The sequence below is a fragment of the Cronobacter turicensis genome, from assembly GCF_041222865.1.
GTDB classification, from domain to species: domain Bacteria; phylum Pseudomonadota; class Gammaproteobacteria; order Enterobacterales; family Enterobacteriaceae; genus Cronobacter; species Cronobacter turicensis.
The window spans coordinates 2,083,418-2,101,021 of the sequence record NZ_CP165997.1 but is presented as its reverse complement, the minus strand read 5'-3'; the positions used below and the strand labels follow the sequence as shown (position 1 = coordinate 2,101,021).

The following is a 17,604-nucleotide window of genomic DNA, read 5'->3' as shown; positions in this document are numbered from 1 at the left end:
AAGCATAGCGTATCCGGCATCAGGCAAAGAGACCGCCGCCGTCAAAGCGCGTAAATACGATTTTTACCTTCACGCTTGGCGCTGTAAAGCGCGTCGTCCGCCGCTTTCAGCCACTGCGCCGCGCCGCGCATGTCCGCCGTGGCGCGCGCGATACCAATACTGAGCGTGCAGCGCAACGCGCTGTCCGGGAAAACGTTCATCTGCGCGGCCTGCGCCATGATGCGATCGGCTATCGCACAGGCGCGGCCAAAGGAGGTATCAGGCAGCAGCACCACAAATTCATCGCCGCCAAAGCGCGCCACCGTATCGCCCGCCCGCGTCGCCTCGCGCAGGGTCTCAGAAAACGTCACCAGCAGCTGATCCCCCGCCTCGTGGCCATAGCGATCGTTCGCGGCTTTAAAATCATCAATATCAATAAACATAAGCGCCGCGGGCTGCTCATGTTTGTGAAAACGTTGCAGCGCCGCATCAATGTCGTGTTCAAGCCTGCGCCGGTTAGCAATATTGAGCAGCGGATCGGTATTGGCGTAACGCTCAAGCTCCCGGGTTTTCTCCCTCAGGCGCGCGGAGAGCGCATGGCTTACCATACTGAGCGCCAGCACATAAATGGAGATCAGCGGCAGCGTCGCATAAAGCGTGCGGGAAGAAACGGCCAGGTGGACCGGCAGCCCGAGCGCAAACCAGGTGGCGCCGAACATTAACGTCATGACGCCCGCCGCCTGGCGCATCAGCGGGAAACCGCCCGCCGCGAGCCTGTCGGAGAGCAAAATGGTGGCGATCGCAACAGACGTGAGCGGCGAAAGCGCCGTCTGGGCTATCCAGAAGCCCCCCGCCGCCGCGTCCGCCAGCAGGTTTTGCAGTTCGGTGCGCGCGGGGTGATGGCTGCGGCGTGCGCGGTAACGCGCGGCCAGGGGCCAGAGAAACGCATTCGCGGCCAGCAGCGCCTGCGCCCATAACGGGCGCTGAAGCTCCAGTAATAGCGCGAACAGCGGGATGAAGCAGAGCGTGGTGCCCAGCTGGCGCATAAAAAACATGCGCCTGACGAACCTGAGCGCGGAGGAATGCTGATGACGGTTTAGCTGCTCAGATGCGCTCTTCATACCAGTATCCGGTGACGAAACCCAGCCATCTTAGTAACCCAGGATCCTGGCGGCAAGTACTTTAAAGCGCTCGCGGAAACAATCGCTCACATTCTGAAAAGAAACGGCAGTTCAATATGTTATTCACGTGACATGGTCACGGGATCGTTACGATAACGTTATGACAAATGTTGCGCCAGGCGCAGCGTCGGCTGATGCTCATCGTGTACCGATGTCCGGTTGCGCCCCTCTCGTTTGGACTGATACAACAGACTGTCCGCCTCGCGCATCAGGCGGGTAAACGTGTCGCTCACGCGATCCTGCGGCGCGGCCTCATAGCCAAGGCCGATACTGACGCTGAAAGAAAGCGTCTGCCCTTCACAGACAACAGGCTCACCGGCCACCTGCTGGCGAAGGGTCTCAGCCAGTTGGCAGGCGCGGTCGAGCGTCATATCCGGGCAAACCACCACGAACTCTTCGCCGCCCATACGCGCCACGCGTCCGGCGTCGCCCGTCAGCTCGCGCAGTTTCTCCCCGAAGGTCGCCAGCACCGCATCGCCGCACTCATGGCCATAGTTATCGTTAATGCTTTTGAAATGATCGAGATCCATCAGCATCACGCACAGCGGCCGCCCGGCGAGCGCTGGATTGTTATCGTCGCGCGCCAGCGCCTCGAAAAGCCCGGAGCGGGAATAAACGCCGGTGAGATGGTCGTAATTGGCGCGCCGGGAGATCTGCGCCAGCAGTGAGTTAATGGCGCTGACGCTCACCGCCACAATCGCCGGGCAGATAGCGATGGTCGCCACACCCAGACGCGTTGAAAACATCTGGCTGCCGACAGAGAGCTTCGCGGAGCTGATTTCAATGATCCCGGCACTCACGAGAATAATTTGCAGCACGCCGGTGCAGAGCGTTAAGAAACAAGTGACGTTGAGCGGGTAGCGCACCGCACACCAGATAAGCGCCGCGACCGGAAACGCCAGAGAGCCCGCGCCGCCGATCACCACCGAGGCCGCAAGCGACGCCACCAGCGCCAGCAGCGGCCAGAGGGCTTCCGGCTTCACGCGCGCAGGCCACGACGGGCGCGCCAGCGTTAAGATCCACGGCATCAGGAGCACGCCGGTACAGAACTGCTCGCTAAACCAGTCGCACAGGAGCGGCAGAAAGCCCTGATCGTTAATCCTGAGGCTCCCCATCGCGCCAAAAAAGCCGCAGAGTAGCGCCGCCAGCAGACAGTAGTTAAAGAGCCGCAGCGCGTTAACGGGCCTTGAGAAGGCAGGTCCGCGCCGTTTATCGCGCACCAGCAGCAGCGCCACGGTGATGATAAACACCATATTGGAGAAGTTAATCAGCAGCGAAGCCGCGCCCCAGTTAGTGGTCATCGCATCATAGGCCAGCATCGCCACATAACAGATGGCGTAATACCCTGGGCGGTTCAGAAACGGGTAACGGGCAAACACCGCCGCCATAACCGCATTCAGCGGCCAGAACAGCGACAATGGCTCAATCAGGCGCATCATCGCGCCCACGAAATAAAACAGCGTGGTCAGAAGAAAAAGGAGGGATGCGTTGAGCAACATGTTTTCTTCGCGAAAACCAGCCAACTGCGCCTGGTTAAACATAATCTATCGCTTACGGCTGCGGGCGGCGGCTGAGAGACGGCGCCGGGATAACGGAATGGCAATAAGCTTAACACGTTTTAAACACAAATTTGGCGGTGTTTGAGCACGGGCGGAAAATCGCGCCGTCGTTTAGCGGTTCATCTCCTGCACCAGCCAGCGATGGATAACAGCAACGATATAGGCCTGCTGCGCGGCGCTGAGCGCGACGCCCGCAGGCAAATTATGCCATTTCGCAAGACATCCCCGACAACACGTCGCGGTAGCATGCTGGGCGATAAACACCGGGTGCCCGCGCATCGGCGTCTGCTTGCCATCATTAGCGGGCTCGGCGGGCGCCAGCCGTTTCGCGATAAAGTCCGCGGCGTGCTGGTCAATCACCTCCGGGCCTTTATCCATGCAATATTGCCGCTCTTTCGCGCCGAGATGAAAACGGCGGCGAAAGGCGGAGCGATTCAGTCGCGCAAACAGCGCATCCATACGGCCTCCTCAGAAAATTGAACGGCCAATCTCGCGCGCGAGAATTTCCAGCGCCGCGATGCCTGCCAGGGAATTTCCGGCGTGATCGAGCGCCGGGCTCCAGACCGCGATAGACATCTCATGCGGCACCACAGCGATAATCCCCCCGCCGACGCCCGATTTCCCCGGCATCCCCACGCGCCAGGCAAATTCGCCGGAGCTTTCATACATCCCGCTCGTCGCCATCAGCGCATTAACCTGACGGGCCTGCACCGGGCTTATCACCGGCGTATCGAGGTGCGGCGCCCGTCCCTGATTCGCCAGAAACAGAAAGGCGCGCGCCAGCTCCGCGCAGCTCATCTTCAGCGCGCAGTAGTGAAAATAGTTTTGCAGCACAGTGATGACATCGTTATGGAAATTGCCGAAGGATTTCATCAGATACGCGATGGCGGCGTTACGGGCCGAGTGTTCAAACTCAGAGCGCGCCACGGCGGTGTCGTAGGTAATATCCGGCGCGCCGCAAAGGCTGCGCACCACTTCCAGCATCCGCTGTTTCGGGGCGCTGAGGCGGCTTTGCAGCATATCGCAAACCACCAGCGCGCCCGCGTTGATAAACGGGTTACGCGGTTTGCCCTGCTCCAGCTCCAGCTGCACCAGCGAGTTAAAGGGCTGCCCGGAGGGGTCTTTCCCTACCCGCTCCCAGATCTCGTGATCGTCATAGCGGCCCATGGCGAGGACCAGGCTCAGGACTTTAGAGATCGACTGAATGGAGAAGCGCTCGTCGGCGTCGCCTGCGCTGAAGCAGTCGCCCGCCACGGTGCAGACGGCGATGCCAAGCCGGTCGGCGGGCACATCGGCCAGCGCCGGAATATAGTCCGCCACCTTGCCCTGTACCGCGAGCGGGCGCACCTGTTCAAGAATTGAAGCCAGTAATTCGTTATTAAGCGTGTGGGTCACCAGAGACTCCCGGCGCGAAGGACGATCGTTCGGGCCGGGAGTATAGCAATCTCAGGCGGGGAGACGAAAGCGCGAGACGGCATCCGTGAGGCGACGCGACTCATCGCGCAGGCGCAGCGAGGCGTGCGTGGTGTGCTGCACCAGCGATCCGGTTTCCCCCGCCACCTGGTTGAGCGCGCCGATGCGCTGCGTCACCTTGCGAATGCTGTCGCCCTGATTCACGGTCGCCACGGCGATCTCCCCGAGCAGGCCCGTCAGATGGCTGACCAGCGCCATCACCCGCCCCAGATTTTCTTCGAGCTTCGACACCGCCTCCGACCCCTTCTCGATCCCCTGTAAGGAGTGATGGATAAGCGCCTGGATGGTCTGGGTCGAATGGCTGCTCTTACGCGCCAGCAGCCCGACCTCTTTCGCCACCACGGCGAAACCGCGTCCATGACTCCCGGCGTGCGCCGCTTCAATGGCGGCGTTCAGCGCGAGAATATTGGTCTGGAAGGCGACGCTGTCGATCATCGCCACGATCCCGCGCATTTCGGAGGAGCGCGACACGATATCCTGCATCGAGTGGTTCACCGTCTGCATCATTTCATCGCCGCCAGCGGCAATACCGCGCGCTTCATCGGCGCGGGCGTTCGCCACGCGGGCATATTCGCTGTTCTCTTCCACATGCGCTTCGAGCGTTTCAATATGCGCGGTCACTTTGCGCAGCTCCTCCGCCTGCAGCGCCGAATGGCTGAAAAGCTGCTCGTTGCCCACGGCCAGCTCGCCGATATTCGCGACCATCGCGGACGTCGCCTCGCGCACCTCGTTGACCAGCTGTTGCAGCCCGCCCTGCATCTGGCTGATGCTCTGGCTCAGTTCAGCCATCTCCCGGTTCACCAGCCTGCCCACGGGCAGCGGCGCGCAGAGATCGCCTGCCGCCAGCCGGTTGATATGAGCGATAAGCCGCGTGAGCGGGCGGATAACCCAGACGGCCATACTGCGCCACACCAGCAGCGCGATAATCAGCAGTACGCCGAGCGCCATGATAAATAGCCGTTGCGCCTGCTCCAGACTATCCAGCAGCGTGCGGCTGTCGCGATCCGCACGCTGCGCGTTCGCGCTCTGGTAGCGGGCGAAGTTGTCGTTAAAATCGGCCTGGAACGCCTGCACCGGCACCGCGAAAAACGCGTCAATGCTGTTGGTGGTGACCAGCCCGTCCGCCTGCTCTTTCAGCGCGCCGTAGAAATTCTGGTAGCTCGCTTTCAGCGGATCGTTTTTGGCCGGGTTAAGCGTGCTGTAGCGCTCGAATGCAGTATGGGAACGTTTCAGCGCGGCCTGCGCCTCATCCATCAGGCTGTTCCAGCTCCCCACCGAGCCGGTTTCTTTATCCTGCATAAAGTAGATGCCTGCGCGATTCAGCAAATCGCTTGCCATCAGGAGCGTAACGCGGGCGTCATCCATCGCCGACTGTTGCTGACGTTGCGCTTCGCGATGCTGGACCTGCTGTTGCGTGTCGCCAAGGAGTGACGACAGCATTACCGTTGAGAGAATTTGCAGTGCGGAAAAAAGCGTAATAACACACAGAATACCGGCCATCAGCCCGAAGCGAGTGCGCGGTACGACGCGCCGGATGGCGCGGTAAATTTTAGTTAGGTTCATGTTTTTCTTCGTTAAACAGCGAAAACCACCGCGAGTTTACAAAGCAAAAATGACAGAACCATGTCACGGATATGACAAAGGGCCGCGCAGGCGGCCCCTGAGTAAGTAAAGCGCACCTGCCGGCCAGGCTGAACCACGACCACCGTAGGGCGGGTAAGCGAAGCGCACCCGCCGGTAAAACCAGACAACTATACGCAGGACGGGATAACGCTTTTATTCGCCGTAGCGTTTAGCGACGGTTTTTCCAGACGGTCTGGATGTTGCAGAACTCATGCAGGCCGAAGTGCGACAACTCGCGGCCAAAACCGCTCTTCTTCACGCCGCCGAACGCCACGCGGGCGTCGCTTGCGCAGTAGCCGTTAATAAAGACGCCGCCGCACTCCAGACGCGCCGCGAAATCATTCGCGCGGGCATCATCGGCGGTCCACACCGTGGCGCACAGACCAAATTCGCTCTCGTTCGCCAGTTCCAGCGCCTGTTCGGCGTCTCGCGCCACGCTAATCGTCGCCACCGGCCCGAACAGCTCCTGGCGAAACGCGGTCATCTCGCGCGTCACGTTGCCCAGCACTGTCGGCGCGTAGTAGTTCGCCGCGCCGGCTACCTTCTCGCCGCCCAGCAGCAGCGTCGCGCCTTCGCTGAGCGTTGCCGTCACCTGCGCATGCAGCTCGTCGCGCAGATCGTAGCGCGCCATCGGGCCGAGGAAGGTGGATTCGTCCGTCGGCGCGCCCATCTTCAGCTGCTGCGCGGCCGCGACGAATTTTTCGCTAAAGGCATCGGCGATGCTGGCTTCGACGATAAAACGCTTGGAGGCGGCGCAGACTTGTCCGGTGTTCTGGTAGCGCCCGGCCACCGCCGCTTTCACGGCCTCGTCGAGATCGGCATCCGCCAGCACGATAAACGGATCGGAGCCGCCCAGCTCCAGCACGCATTTTTTCAGCGCCGCGCCCGCCTGCGCGCCGATAGCGGCACCCGCGCGCACGCTGCCGGTGACGGTGACGGCGGCGATCCGCGGATCGTTAATCGCCTGGCTGACGCCGTCGTTGGTCGCGTTAATGACCTCGAACACGCCATCCGGCACGCCCGCATCTTCAAAAATCTCATTAATCAGCAGCGCGCAGCCCATCACGTTCGGCGCGTGTTTGAGCAGATAGGTGTTGCCTGCGAGCAGAATGGGCACCGCGCCGCGCATCACCTGCCACAGCGGGAAGTTCCACGGCATTACGGCGAGGATTGGCCCGAGCGGACGGTATTCAATCACAGCCTGCTGATTTTCCACCTGGGTCGGTTCTGTCGCGAGCATCGCCGGGCCGTGTTCGGCATACCAGTCGCACAGCGCGGCGGATTTCGCCACTTCGCCGCGCGCCTGAAGAATGGGTTTACCCATTTCGGCGGTGATCATCTGCGCCAGCGCTTCACTGCGCGCGCGCAGCGCATCGCCGATATTACGCAGCGTCTGCGCGCGCTCATCCAGACTGGCCGCGCGCCAGCGGCGAAAGCCAGCGCTTACGCGGGTTATCGACAGTTCAACCTCTTCAGCGCTCGCCAGCGGGTATGCCGCCAGGGTTTCGCCGGTGGCCGGGTTTACGGAAATCGCATGGGTTGCAGGGGAAATGCTCATCAATGGGCCTCTCTCTTATGAGTGGTTATGGGCGACGATTTTTCACACCACATCGTCAATGCTATTGCCATAGCCTGGCCTGCTCTGGTATTTCTGAAAAGTGAATAATATTGACGATTCCATTCACCCGGAGAGAATGCGATGGATTTAACCCAGCTTGAGATGTTTAACGCCGTGGCCGAAACCGGCAGCATCACGGCCGCCGCCCAGCGTGTCCACCGGGTGCCGTCAAATCTGACCACCCGCATCCGCCAGCTTGAAGACGATTTAGGCGTGGATCTGTTTATCCGCGAGAACCAGCGCCTCAGGCTTGCGCCCGCCGGGCACAGTTTTCTCGCTTACAGCAAACGTATTCTGGCGCTGGTGCAGGAGGCGCGCGAAGTGGTCTCCGGCGACGAGCCGCAGGGGATTTTCTCACTCGGATCGCTTGAGAGCACCGCGGCGGTGCGCATCCCCGCCGTGCTCGCTACCTTTAACCAGCGCTACCCGAAAATTCAGTTCGATCTGGCGACCGGCCCGTCCGGCACCATGATTGACGGCGTGCTGGCGGGCGAACTCAGCGCGGCGTTTGTCGACGGTCCGGTCCTGCATCCGAATCTGGAAGGTATGCCGGTCTACCAGGAAGAGATGATGCTGGTGGCGCACGCGAATCATCCGACCGTGACGCGCGCGCAGGAGATCAACGGCGCCAGCATTTACGCTTTTCGCGCGAACTGCTCCTACCGGCGGCATTTCGAGAGCTGGTTTAAAGAGGACCAGGCGATGCCGGGCAAGATCCACGAGATGGAGTCTTACCACGGCATGCTGGCGTGCGTGGTGGCCGGGGCGGGTGTGGCGATGATCCCGCGAAGCATGCTGGAGAGTATGCCGGGCAGCCATCAGGTGCAGGCGTGGCCGCTGGCCGATAAATGGCGCTACATTGATACCTGGCTTATCTGGCGACGCGGCGCGAAAACCCGCCAGATTGACGCCTTCACAGCACTGCTGCCGCCGTGTCCGACACCCGCTTTTGCATAAACAGGCTCAGCGGATCGGGCTGGTATGGCGCAAACGGCCCGGTCTGCGTATAGCCGCAGCGCTCATAAAGTTTCACCGCCGCCTGCTGGTGAATGCCGGTTTCCAGCTGCAATGTATGGCAACCGCGTGACCGCGCGGCGGCTTCCAGCGCCGCCATCAGTTTTTCGCCGAGCCGCTGCCCGCGGTGGCGCTCATCAATATACACCCGTTTGATTTCCCCGCAGCCGTCGCCGGTCAGCATGACCGCCCCGCAGCCCACGGCCACGTTCTGATGGCGGATCACCATAAAAATCATGGCGTCATCCGGGAGTCCGGCGAGGTCCACCAGATGGTTACTTTCTGCGGGATACAGCGTGCTCTGGTAAGCGTCCAGCGCGGCGATCAGCGCCCGGCTTTCTGCGCTGCCTGGCGTTTCGATGGATATCGGGTACATAGCGGCTCCTCCGTGTTTTTTACTAGCTTTACCGGCTGCGCGCCGCGCACGCAACCGGGTTGTCAGAGGATTGTCTTATGATATGCCCTTTAATACGCAAAGGGGATTTCCCGGCACCGGGTTGTGCAGGTACTCTGTGCGGCGAAATGGGTTAACAAGGAATGACGCCATGAATAACAGAGCACGAAAAGTGATGATTATCGGCGCGGGCAACGTCGGCACCGCCGCCGCCTGGGCGCTGCTGAACCAGAATATCGGCGAGGAGCTGATTCTGGTGGATCTCGACGCCGCGCGCGTTGAAGGACACTGTCAGGATCTGCGCGACGCCGCCGCGTATATGCCGGGGATGATTACCATCTCCACCCGCCAGGCAAAGGAGTGCGCGGATGTCGATATCGCGGTGATCACCGTCTCCGGCGGCGCGCTGAAACCGGGCCAGACGAGGCTTGACGAGCTGACCAATACCGCGCGCATCGTCGGCCAGATTGTTCCGCAGATGATGGCGGGCGGCTTTAACGGCATTTTCCTCGTAGCGACTAACCCGTGCGATATCATCACGTGGCAGGTATGGAAACTCTCGGGCTTGCCGCGCAATCAGGTGATCGGCACCGGCGTCTGGCTCGACACCACCCGCCTGCGCCGCACGCTGGCGGAAGCGCTGGAGATCGGCCCGCAAAGCATCGACGCCTTTATTCTGGGCGAACATGGCGACACCCAGTTTCCGGTCTGGTCGCACTCCTCGGTGTATGGCTCGCCGGTGGCGCAGGTTTATGAGCGCAAAACGGGTAAGCCGCTCGACACCGCGGCGCTCGCCGACAGAGTGCGCAAGCTGGGCTTTGAGATTTACGCCCGCAAAGGCTGTACGGAATATGGCATCGCGGGCACTATCGCCGAGATCTGCCGCAATATCTTCACCGGCAGTCACCGGGCGCTGGCGGTATCGTGCATTCTTGATGGCGAATATGGCGTGGACAATGTGGCCATTGGCGTACCAGCGGTACTGGCCCAGAACGGCGTGCAGCAAATTATTGAACTGCAGCTGGAAGGCGAAGAGCAGGCCAAATTTCAGCATTCCGTGGCGGTGATTAAAGCGAACATCGCGCGCCTGCCCTGAAAATAATAATGGCGCCCGCGCCGGGCGCCGACACCGTCAGCGCAGCAGCGCCTGCCCGATAAGATAGGTCACCGCCTGCCCGCCAATCAGCACGCGATCGCCCTGCCATTCACAGCGTAAATCGCCGCCCCGCGCCGACACCTGGCGCGCCATCATTGACGTTTTGCCAAGCTTTGCGCCCCAGAACGGGATAAGCATACTGTGCGCGGAGCCGGTCACCGGATCTTCCGCCACGCTTTCGCCGGGGCAGAAAAAGCGGCTGACGAAATCATACGGACCGCCAGGCGTGCCGGGCGCGGTCACGCAAACCTGCTTGCCGAGCGGCAGCAGCGCCTGGATATCCGGCGTCAGCGCCTCCACCTGCGCCTGGGTTGGGAGCTCCACCAGATAGTCGCGGTAAAGCGCGACCGACACCGCGCCGTCAATCCCCAGCGCGCGCAGCAATAACGCGGGCGCGTCCACCGGCTGCGCCTGCCACGCCGGGAAGTTCAGCGTCAGCCAGTCGCCGCTGCGCGTGACCGTTAACTCGCCGACAAACCGCGTCGAGAAGCGGATTTCGCTGTGCGGATAATCGAGATGCTCGAAAATCACATGTGCGGCGGCAATCGTGCCATGCCCGCAGAGATTAATTTCATCAAGCGTGGTGAACCAGCGCAGCTCAAAACCGTCGTCGGTGCGCACGAAAAAGGCGGTCTCTGACTGGTTATGCTGCTGCGCCATCGAAAGCAGCGTCTCATCCGGCAGCCATTCGCTTAACGGACAGACCGCCGCCGCATTGCCGCCGAAGGTTTTCTCAGCAAACGCGTCCACCAGATAAAAATCAATTGGTTGCATTGTTATTTCCGCCCTGTTCTCTGTGCCCTCTTTTTTTCAGACTATCACGCGTGCTGAAAACCGTGACGACATTTGCTTTGCTGCCGTTTCGCCTGTTTCATAAAGGGCGTAAAAATGAGATTTGCGTCACAAAATGGTTGTATCCCGACAGGCGAACGTTTTAAGATCGCTTGCTTCTTATTCACTTCTGACCAGCGCGAATCTTTTTTTTATGACGATGAATACAGTCTCTCGCAAAACGGCGTGGCTGCGGGTAGTTACGCTTGCGGTCGCGGCATTTATTTTTAATACCACCGAGTTTGTGCCGGTGGGTCTGCTCTCCGATATCGCCGCGAGTTTCCATATGGAATCCGCGCAGGCGGGCATCATGCTGACCATCTACGCCTGGGTGGTGGCGCTGATGTCGCTGCCGTTTATGCTGCTGACAAGCCAGGTGGAGCGCCGCAAACTCCTGATTGCGCTGTTTGTCGTCTTCGTCGCCAGCCACATGCTGTCGTTTATGGCGTGGAGCTTTGAGGTGCTGGTGATTAGCCGTATCGGCATCGCCTTCGCCCATGCGATTTTCTGGTCGATTACCGCCTCGCTGGCTATTCGGCTGGCGCCGCCTGGCAAACGCGCCCAGGCGCTGAGCCTGATTGCGACCGGCACCGCGCTGGCGTCCGTACTCGGTCTGCCTATCGGGCGCATCGTCGGGCAATATTTCGGCTGGCGCACCACGTTTTTCGTCATCGGCATCGGCGCGCTGATTACGCTCGCCTGCCTCGTGAAACTGCTGCCGAAAATCCCGAGCGAACACTCCGGCTCGCTCGCGAGCCTGCCGGCGCTGTTCCGCCGCCCGGCCTTGCTGTGCATTTACGTGCTGACCGCCGTGGTCGTGACCGCGCACTTCACCGCCTACAGCTATATTGAGCCGTTTGTGCAGAACGTCGCGGGCATGAGTGAAAACTTCGCCACCTTCCTGCTGCTGGTGCTCGGCACCGCCGGGATTATCGGCAGCGTGATTTTCGGCAAGCTCGGCAACCTGCACGCGTCCGGGCTTATCAGCAGCGCAATCGGCGTACTGGTGATTTGTCTGCTGCTGTTGCTGCCGGCGTCGCACAGCGCTGTTAACCTGACGGTCCTCTGCGCCTTCTGGGGCATCGCGATTATGCTTATCGGCCTTGGGATGCAGGTGAAAGTGCTGGCGCTGGCGCCGGACGCCACCGATGTTGCGATGTCGCTTTTCTCCGGCATCTTTAACATCGGTATCGGCGCGGGCGCGCTGGTGGGCAATCAGGTGAGCCTCCAGCTTTCCATGTCGTCCATCGGCTATATGGGCGCTATCCCGGCGCTCGCCGCATTTGTCTGGGCGATTGTGATTTTCCGGCGCTGGCCGGTTCAGCTCCCGGAAGAGCAGCCGCACCACGGTTAACCTTAACGCCGCCTTTTCAGGCGGCGTTTTTACCTCTGCTTTCTGGTTTTCCCGCCGTCCGCATTGCACCTTCCTGCCATTAACAGGCAGCAGCTATCACACTGATAGACAACAACTCACCTTTGATTTTGAAGGATTTTTGACACGTTTTAGCAGATCGTGTGATCTCAAAAATCATTCGGTTGACTTATGTTTGCCTGGGCAATAATATCTCGCGTGACTAATCTACTTGCCTGGGCAACTATGTTGGAAAATAACAGCGATCTGTTTAACGAGATTATTCCTTTAGGACGGCTGATTCATTTGGTGAATCAGAAAAAGGATCGCCTGCTCAATGAGTACCTCGCCCCGCTCGATATCACCGCGGCGCAGTTTAAGGTGCTCTGTTCCATTCGCTGTCCTGGCCGCATCACGCCGGGGGAGCTGAAAAAAGTGCTCTCAGTGGATTTAGGCGCTCTGACGCGCATGCTGGATCGTCTGGTATGCAAGGGCTGGGTGGCGCGGCTACCCAACCCGAATGATAAACGGGGCGTACTGGTTGAGCTCACGGAAGAAGGCGCGGTGCTGTGTGAACAGTGCCACCAGCTTGTAGGACAAAACCTGCATCAAGAATTAACAAAAAACCTGACGGCAGACGAAGTGGCGACCCTCGAATACCTGCTTAAAAGGGTGCTGCCGTAACAGCAAAGAGGTAAGACGATGTCCAGACGCAACAATGATGCCATTACTATTCATAGCATTTTGGACTGGATTGAAGATAACCTGGAATCCCCCCTTTCCCTTGAGAAAGTGTCGGCGCGTTCGGGTTACTCGAAATGGCACCTGCAACGTATGTTCAAAAAAGAAACCGGTCACTCGCTGGGCCAGTATATCCGCAACCGGAAGCTGACTGAGATTGCGCTCAAGCTCAAAGAGAGCGACGAACCGATTCTTTATCTGGCCGAGCGCTATGGGTTTGAATCCCAGCAGACGCTGACCCGCACGTTTAAGAACTATTTCTCCGTGCCGCCGCATAAATATCGCGTGACGCGGATGCCGGGCGAAGGCAAGTATCTTCACCCGCTGAATCACTGAGCAGCAAAGAACGCCGACGGCGGCACTCCGCCGTTACACTTCTCCTTTGGGAGATAACCGAGGATATGATGAAATCCGTAACGTGCGCCGCAGCGCTGTTGCTGGCGCTGACCTCCGGCTATGCGCTGGCAGGCAGCCCCAAAACCGACGCGTGCGCCGGGGACCAGAGCACGATGATGGTGCCGATTGAGCATCACGAGTCGCTGGATCTCAGCCATCGCAGCGCGGGCAGCGATAAATCAGACGAGCTGGGTGTGCCGTACTACAACCAGTCGCGTTAAAAAAAAACCGGGCTCAGCCCGGTTTTTTTATGCGCTGCGCACCGCCCGCCGTACCCGCCAGCCAAACACATTGATATACAGCCCCGCCATCACCAGCAGCGCGCCGATAATCTGTAATGCCGAAAGCCGCTCATCAAGCAGCAGCGCAGCGCTGGCAAGCCCCACCACCGGCACCAGCAGCGAGAGCGGCGCCACACGCCAGGTCTCGTAACGCCCAAGCAACGTCCCCCAGATGCCGTAGCCCAAAATCGTCGCGATAAACGCCAGATAGACCAGTGAAAGCGCCGTCACGCTGTCGATATTCACCAGGCTCTGCACCACGGCATCCGCGCCGTCGAACATCAGGCTCGCCGCAAAAAACGGCAGCACCGGGATCAGCGCGCTCCACACCACCAGCGACATCACCGCTGGCGGCGTCGGCAGTTGCATGATTTTTTTATTGAAGATATTGCCGCAGGCCCAGCTCAGCGCCGCGGCGAGCGTCAGCATAAAGCCGGTCAGCGCCACATGCTGGCCGTTAAGGCTGCCCTCAATCAGCACCAGCATCCCGCCGATGGCGAGCGCAATGCCGGTCAGCTGTTTGGCCTGGAGACGTTCGCGAAACGCAAACACGCCGAGCACGATCGTGAAAAATGCCTGCGCCTGGAGCACCAGCGAGGCGAGCCCCGCGGGCATCCCGAACTTAATAGCGGTGAAGAGAAACGCGAACTGCCCGAAGCTTATCGTCAGTCCATAGCCCAGCAGCAGGCGAAACGGGACTGTCGGGCGGGCAATAAATAACAGCGCGGGAAAGGCGACCAGCAAAAAACGCAGTCCTGCCAGCAACAGCGGCGGCATGGCGTGTAACCCGACTTTGATTACGACGAAATTCAACCCCCAGGCCAGTACGACCAGTAGTGCCAGCAGCCCGTCTTTACGCGTCATCCCCTGCCCCTGTTATTTATTAAAATTATGTTAATACTTCACCATACCGGAATCTTCCGGTGAGAGACAGATCACTAATTTATGGGGGGAAAGTAAAGCACTTCTGAACCCGGAACGGGGTGTACAGGGCGCAAATGGCGTGTTATTGCTGTAAAAGAGACCTGAATCAGGCGCTCGCTCCCGCTCACCCCATAAAAAAGATAAGAAAATGTTATCAAAGAAAACGCGTTCCACCGTCGCGCTGTTGGGCTCGTCGTTAATGCTGACTATCGGTCGCGGCGCCACGCTGCCGTTTATGGCGATTTATCTCGCGAAACGCTTCGCGATGTCGGTTGATGAAATCGGCGTCGCGCTCACCAGCGCCATGACCGCAGGCGTCTTTTTCAGCCTGGCGTTCAGCGTGTTCGCTGACCGCTTCGACAAAAAGCGCTACATGCTCATCGCTATTGCGGTGTTTGTGGCGGGTTTTGTGGCGATCCCGCTGGCGCATAACGCCCTGTTGGTGATCCTCTTTTTCGCCATCATCAACTGCGCGTATTCCGTGTTTTCTACCGTCCTGAAGAGTTATTTCGCCGATACGCTGGGCGTGGCGGCCAAAGCGCGTATTTTCTCGCTCAACTACACCTTTCTGAATATCGGCTGGACGGTCGGTCCGCCGGTCGGCACGCTGCTGATGGTGTATGGCCTGAATATGCCGTTCTGGCTCTCGGCGGTGACCTCCGGCATGACCTTTATGGTGATCAGCGTTTTTGTACAGCGCGTGGCGCCCGCCCATGAGCAGGCCGATTCGCCCGCAGGCCCGCCCCCGCTCTCCCTGCTGTGGCGCGATCAGCGTCTGCTGTGGTTTACCGCCTCGGCGTTTCTCGGCTCGCTGGTGGCCGGTTCCTTTGCCATCTGTATCTCGCAATATGTGCTGACGTTCTCCGACAGCGCGCTGGCGCAGCAGATTGTCGCGGTAGTGCTGCCGGTCAACGCCGTTCTTGTAGTTTCGCTGCAATATCTGGTGGGCCGAAAACTGCGCGCCGAGAACTTAAGCCGCCTGATGCTCTTCGGCACCGTCTGCTTTATTCTCGGCCTCGGCGGTTTCCTGATGTCAGGCACCAATCTCTGGATGTGGGGCGCGGCGGCGGCGGTTTTTACGCTTGGGGAAATCATCTACGCGCCGGGCGAATATATGCTGATCGACAATATCGCCCCGCCGGGCCTGAAAGCGGGCTACTTTTCCGTACAGTCGCTCGGCTGGCTGGGCGCGGCGTTCAACCCGATGTACAGCGGCTTTGTACTGACCACACTGCCTTCCTGGTCGCTGTTCGCGTCGCTCATGGTCTTCGCCGCCACGGCGTATCTGATGATGGTGAAAGGCATGCGCGTTAAAACCGTCGGCGTGATGCAGCCAGAGTAAAAAAAATGCGGGCCGGGGGAATATGCCGCCCGCATTTTTTAAAACGGAGCGATCTTTAGTAATACTGTGACTCTGCGATAGGCTACATACTTTATGAAAAGCATCAGCCCACAGCCGAGAAGCCAGTAAAAGCTTAACAGTACGCAGAGCATGAAATGTGTTGAGCCACCGAAACCAAAAAGCAGCGTCGGTATTAAAAACATCAGAAAGAAATAGCCATTAATTAATCGAAGCGGTAATAAAGCCATCACAATAAATGCCGGGAACATGCCATACCACAAGACTAAATTAAGCGAAGCCGCCAGCCGAACGCTATAAGCGCCATAATATACCCGCCAGACAGAGTAATAGATCGCATCATGTAACATGAGCATGCAAGACATGGAGACGAGCACCATCAGGGGGCGGAAAATTATCTCACAGAAGAATCGCCTGAAATCGTTATCCATGCTCATTTATCCTTTCTGCAACACCGCGCTCAGTCCACGTCGTTGAGAAATTTAGCCATATCGTCAAGAGATTAACGGGATTTATTCATATAACCAGCGCCCCGCCTCGGCGCTCTCCACCAGCATACCGATGGTGAGAGGTTTATGCGGGTCAGGCTCTTTGCTTCCAAAATAGTCGGGATGGAAATAATCGAGAATTTCAAAGCTGCCCGGCTCGACACTCCATCGGCTGAAATAGGCTTGCAGCAGTTCTTCATTATCCTCGAAGACAAGTTTCAGGTCATCTCTGATTCGGGTGTCGCGCGTCACGGGACGTTTGGGGCCAAAGAGAAAATACTCTCTGGGGTTATAATCCCGCTCTATGAATTCGATGATTTCTTTCTCGATATCTCTCATCAGAAGCTTGTCCATCGTATGTATTTCAGTGGCATCCATTTGCAACCGCCCTGTTCCAGTAATCAATTTCACATCGAATCATTTTATACTTATTATTCGCTCAGTCACTGGCGCGAGTAACGCACTGATTACCGGTTATCACCATCAGCATTCGTTAAATAAAGGCCAGCCTCCCACCAGCCTTTCATCACAGCCGTTATATCGCCACCAGCCTTCGCACACCGTCAGCTTCCATCGCTTTGCCAGTGCCGCGCTGGACGATAGCGCCGCGCGACATCACCAGATAGTTATCCGCCAGTCCGGCGGCGAAATCGTAAAACTGCTCCACCAGCAGAATAGCCATATCGCCGCGCGCGGCCAGCGCCTGGATAACTGCGCCTATCTCTTTGATGACCGACGGCTGAATGCCCTCGGTGGGTTCGTCGAGGATCAGTAACTGCGGACGGCTGGCGAGCGCCCGCCCGATGGCGAGCTGTTGCTGCTGCCCGCCGGAGAGATCGCCGCCGCGCCGCTGGCGCATCGATTTCAGCACCGGAAACAGCGTGTAGATCTCCTCGGGCACGCTTCTGGCGTCGGCGCCGCGAAAGCGCGACAGCCCCATCAGCAGGTTTTCCTCCACCGTCAGTCGCGGGAAAATCTCGCGCCCTTGCGGCACATACGCGATGCCCGCCGCCACGCGCTGGTGCGGTTTATAACGGGTAATGACGTCGCCCTGCCAGGTCACCGAGCCGGTACGTGCCGGGATCAGTCCCATCAGGCATTTCAGCAGCGTGCTTTTGCCGACGCCGTTGCGCCCGAGCAGACAGGTCACTTCGCCAGGGCGCGCCTCAAGCGACACGCCGCGCAGAATATGGCTGCCGCCGTAGTATTGATGCAGTTCGTTTACGTTTAACATC

19 protein-coding genes are annotated in these 17,604 nt (G+C 59.1%); 7 read left to right on the top strand and 12 right to left on the bottom strand.

Annotation, left to right across the window (positions count from 1 at the left end; genetic code table 11):
- Positions 1-41 precede the first annotated feature (41 nt).
- The 6 genes from AB8W27_RS10080 to sad form a co-directional block, all read right to left on the bottom strand.
- Positions 42-1,034, bottom strand: a complete 993-nt coding sequence (locus tag AB8W27_RS10080) for a diguanylate cyclase (protein ID WP_041924169.1) — start codon at positions 1,032-1,034, stop codon at positions 42-44.
- 224 nt (positions 1,035-1,258) lie between these two features.
- Positions 1,259-2,701, bottom strand: coding sequence for a GGDEF domain-containing protein (locus AB8W27_RS10075; protein ID WP_041923561.1), 1,443 nt, complete (start codon positions 2,699-2,701; stop codon positions 1,259-1,261).
- A 129-nt stretch (positions 2,702-2,830) separates the two neighbouring features.
- Positions 2,831-3,178 carry a DUF4186 domain-containing protein gene (locus AB8W27_RS10070; protein WP_015741288.1) on the bottom strand — a complete coding sequence of 116 codons (348 nt, stop codon included), beginning with the start codon at positions 3,176-3,178 and terminating at the stop codon, positions 2,831-2,833.
- Positions 3,179-3,187: 9 nt separating this feature from the next.
- Entirely contained in the window at positions 3,188-4,114 is a 927-nt protein-coding gene (gene glsB, locus AB8W27_RS10065) for a glutaminase B (protein ID WP_041923562.1), read from the bottom strand.
- Between the two features lie 51 nt (positions 4,115-4,165).
- Positions 4,166-5,755, bottom strand: a complete 1,590-nt coding sequence (locus AB8W27_RS10060; protein ID WP_041923563.1) for a methyl-accepting chemotaxis protein — start codon at positions 5,753-5,755, stop codon at positions 4,166-4,168.
- 229 nt (positions 5,756-5,984) lie between these two features.
- Positions 5,985-7,373 carry a succinate-semialdehyde dehydrogenase gene (sad, locus tag AB8W27_RS10055; protein WP_015741291.1) on the bottom strand — a complete coding sequence of 463 codons (1,389 nt, stop codon included), beginning with the start codon at positions 7,371-7,373 and terminating at the stop codon, positions 5,985-5,987.
- 141 nt (positions 7,374-7,514) lie between these two features.
- On the opposite strand from sad, the gene AB8W27_RS10050 reads away from it, so the two are divergent.
- The gene (locus AB8W27_RS10050) at positions 7,515-8,390 is read left to right on the top strand and encodes a LysR family transcriptional regulator (protein ID WP_015741292.1); all 876 of its coding nucleotides are present in this window, start codon (positions 7,515-7,517) and stop codon (positions 8,388-8,390) included.
- On the opposite strand, the gene AB8W27_RS10045 is transcribed toward AB8W27_RS10050, so the two are convergent.
- Positions 8,347-8,823 (bottom strand): GNAT family N-acetyltransferase, encoded by a 477-nt coding sequence (locus tag AB8W27_RS10045; protein WP_015741293.1) that lies wholly within the window; start codon positions 8,821-8,823, stop codon positions 8,347-8,349. The genes AB8W27_RS10050 and AB8W27_RS10045 overlap by 44 nt on opposite strands.
- Before the next feature lie 169 nt (positions 8,824-8,992).
- Here AB8W27_RS10045 and AB8W27_RS10040 point away from each other — a divergent pair, with 169 nt between their 5' ends.
- Positions 8,993-9,937: an L-lactate dehydrogenase gene (locus AB8W27_RS10040; RefSeq protein ID WP_007761316.1), complete on the top strand. Its 945-nt coding sequence runs from the start codon at positions 8,993-8,995 to the stop codon at positions 9,935-9,937.
- 36 nt (positions 9,938-9,973) lie between these two features.
- On the opposite strand, the gene AB8W27_RS10035 is transcribed toward AB8W27_RS10040, so the two are convergent.
- Positions 9,974-10,771, bottom strand: coding sequence for a PhzF family phenazine biosynthesis protein (locus AB8W27_RS10035; RefSeq protein WP_041923564.1), 798 nt, complete (start codon positions 10,769-10,771; stop codon positions 9,974-9,976).
- A gap of 211 nt (positions 10,772-10,982) precedes the next feature.
- Between AB8W27_RS10035 and AB8W27_RS10030 the strand changes: the two genes are divergently transcribed.
- The 4 genes from AB8W27_RS10030 (at position 10,983) to marB (ending at position 13,537) form a co-directional block, all read left to right on the top strand.
- Positions 10,983-12,182, top strand: coding sequence for a sugar transporter (locus AB8W27_RS10030; protein WP_041924170.1), 1,200 nt, complete (start codon positions 10,983-10,985; stop codon positions 12,180-12,182).
- 246 nt (positions 12,183-12,428) lie between these two features.
- Positions 12,429-12,863, top strand: a complete 435-nt coding sequence (gene marR, locus AB8W27_RS10025; RefSeq protein WP_041924171.1) for a multiple antibiotic resistance transcriptional regulator MarR — start codon at positions 12,429-12,431, stop codon at positions 12,861-12,863.
- 18 nt (positions 12,864-12,881) lie between these two features.
- Positions 12,882-13,256: an MDR efflux pump AcrAB transcriptional activator MarA gene (marA, locus tag AB8W27_RS10020; protein ID WP_004384918.1), complete on the top strand. Its 375-nt coding sequence runs from the start codon at positions 12,882-12,884 to the stop codon at positions 13,254-13,256.
- A gap of 68 nt (positions 13,257-13,324) precedes the next feature.
- Positions 13,325-13,537 carry a multiple antibiotic resistance protein MarB gene (gene marB / locus AB8W27_RS10015; RefSeq protein WP_015741299.1) on the top strand — a complete coding sequence of 71 codons (213 nt, stop codon included), beginning with the start codon at positions 13,325-13,327 and terminating at the stop codon, positions 13,535-13,537.
- 27 nt (positions 13,538-13,564) lie between these two features.
- Here marB and eamA read toward each other — a convergent pair whose 3' ends face one another.
- A complete protein-coding gene (gene eamA / locus AB8W27_RS10010; protein ID WP_015741300.1) occupies positions 13,565-14,461 on the bottom strand; it encodes an O-acetylserine/cysteine exporter in 897 nt (298 codons plus the stop codon).
- A gap of 208 nt (positions 14,462-14,669) precedes the next feature.
- Between eamA and ydeE the strand changes: the two genes are divergently transcribed.
- The gene (gene ydeE, locus AB8W27_RS10005; protein ID WP_015741301.1) at positions 14,670-15,863 is read left to right on the top strand and encodes an efflux MFS transporter YdeE; all 1,194 of its coding nucleotides are present in this window, start codon (positions 14,670-14,672) and stop codon (positions 15,861-15,863) included.
- Positions 15,864-15,901: 38 nt separating this feature from the next.
- On the opposite strand, the gene AB8W27_RS10000 is transcribed toward ydeE, so the two are convergent.
- The 3 genes from AB8W27_RS10000 to urtE form a co-directional block, all read right to left on the bottom strand.
- Positions 15,902-16,312, bottom strand: coding sequence for a hypothetical protein (locus AB8W27_RS10000; RefSeq protein ID WP_015741302.1), 411 nt, complete (start codon positions 16,310-16,312; stop codon positions 15,902-15,904).
- An 81-nt stretch (positions 16,313-16,393) separates the two neighbouring features.
- Positions 16,394-16,708 carry a DUF1493 family protein gene (locus tag AB8W27_RS09995; protein ID WP_041924173.1) on the bottom strand — a complete coding sequence of 105 codons (315 nt, stop codon included), beginning with the start codon at positions 16,706-16,708 and terminating at the stop codon, positions 16,394-16,396.
- Positions 16,709-16,904: 196 nt separating this feature from the next.
- Positions 16,905-17,603: an urea ABC transporter ATP-binding subunit UrtE gene (gene urtE, locus AB8W27_RS09990; protein WP_015741304.1), complete on the bottom strand. Its 699-nt coding sequence runs from the start codon at positions 17,601-17,603 to the stop codon at positions 16,905-16,907.
- Position 17,604: the final 1 nt, after the last annotated feature.

Bases quoted from the DNA above. Each gene is read 5' to 3' on its own strand.
- AB8W27_RS10080 (WP_041924169.1), bottom strand. From the start codon at position 1,034: ATGTTTTTTATGCGCCAGCTGGGCACCACGCTCTGCTTCATCCCGCTG.
- AB8W27_RS10075 (WP_041923561.1), bottom strand. From the start codon at position 2,701: ATGTTTAACCAGGCGCAGTTGGCTGGTTTTCGCGAAGAAAACATGTTG.
- AB8W27_RS10070 (WP_015741288.1), bottom strand. From the start codon at position 3,178: ATGGATGCGCTGTTTGCGCGACTGAATCGCTCCGCCTTTCGCCGCCGT.
- AB8W27_RS10060 (WP_041923563.1), bottom strand. From the start codon at position 5,755: ATGAACCTAACTAAAATTTACCGCGCCATCCGGCGCGTCGTACCGCGC.
- sad (WP_015741291.1), bottom strand. From the start codon at position 7,373: ATGAGCATTTCCCCTGCAACCCATGCGATTTCCGTAAACCCGGCCACC.
- AB8W27_RS10050 (WP_015741292.1), top strand. From the start codon at position 7,515: ATGGATTTAACCCAGCTTGAGATGTTTAACGCCGTGGCCGAAACCGGC.
- AB8W27_RS10045 (WP_015741293.1), bottom strand. From the start codon at position 8,823: ATGTACCCGATATCCATCGAAACGCCAGGCAGCGCAGAAAGCCGGGCG.
- AB8W27_RS10040 (WP_007761316.1), top strand. From the start codon at position 8,993: ATGAATAACAGAGCACGAAAAGTGATGATTATCGGCGCGGGCAACGTC.
- AB8W27_RS10035 (WP_041923564.1), bottom strand. From the start codon at position 10,771: ATGCAACCAATTGATTTTTATCTGGTGGACGCGTTTGCTGAGAAAACC.
- AB8W27_RS10030 (WP_041924170.1), top strand. From the start codon at position 10,983: ATGACGATGAATACAGTCTCTCGCAAAACGGCGTGGCTGCGGGTAGTT.
- marA (WP_004384918.1), top strand. From the start codon at position 12,882: ATGTCCAGACGCAACAATGATGCCATTACTATTCATAGCATTTTGGAC.
- marB (WP_015741299.1), top strand. From the start codon at position 13,325: ATGAAATCCGTAACGTGCGCCGCAGCGCTGTTGCTGGCGCTGACCTCC.
- eamA (WP_015741300.1), bottom strand. From the start codon at position 14,461: ATGACGCGTAAAGACGGGCTGCTGGCACTACTGGTCGTACTGGCCTGG.
- ydeE (WP_015741301.1), top strand. From the start codon at position 14,670: ATGTTATCAAAGAAAACGCGTTCCACCGTCGCGCTGTTGGGCTCGTCG.
- AB8W27_RS10000 (WP_015741302.1), bottom strand. From the start codon at position 16,312: ATGGATAACGATTTCAGGCGATTCTTCTGTGAGATAATTTTCCGCCCC.
- AB8W27_RS09995 (WP_041924173.1), bottom strand. From the start codon at position 16,708: ATGAGAGATATCGAGAAAGAAATCATCGAATTCATAGAGCGGGATTAT.
- urtE (WP_015741304.1), bottom strand. From the start codon at position 17,603: ATGTTAAACGTAAACGAACTGCATCAATACTACGGCGGCAGCCATATT.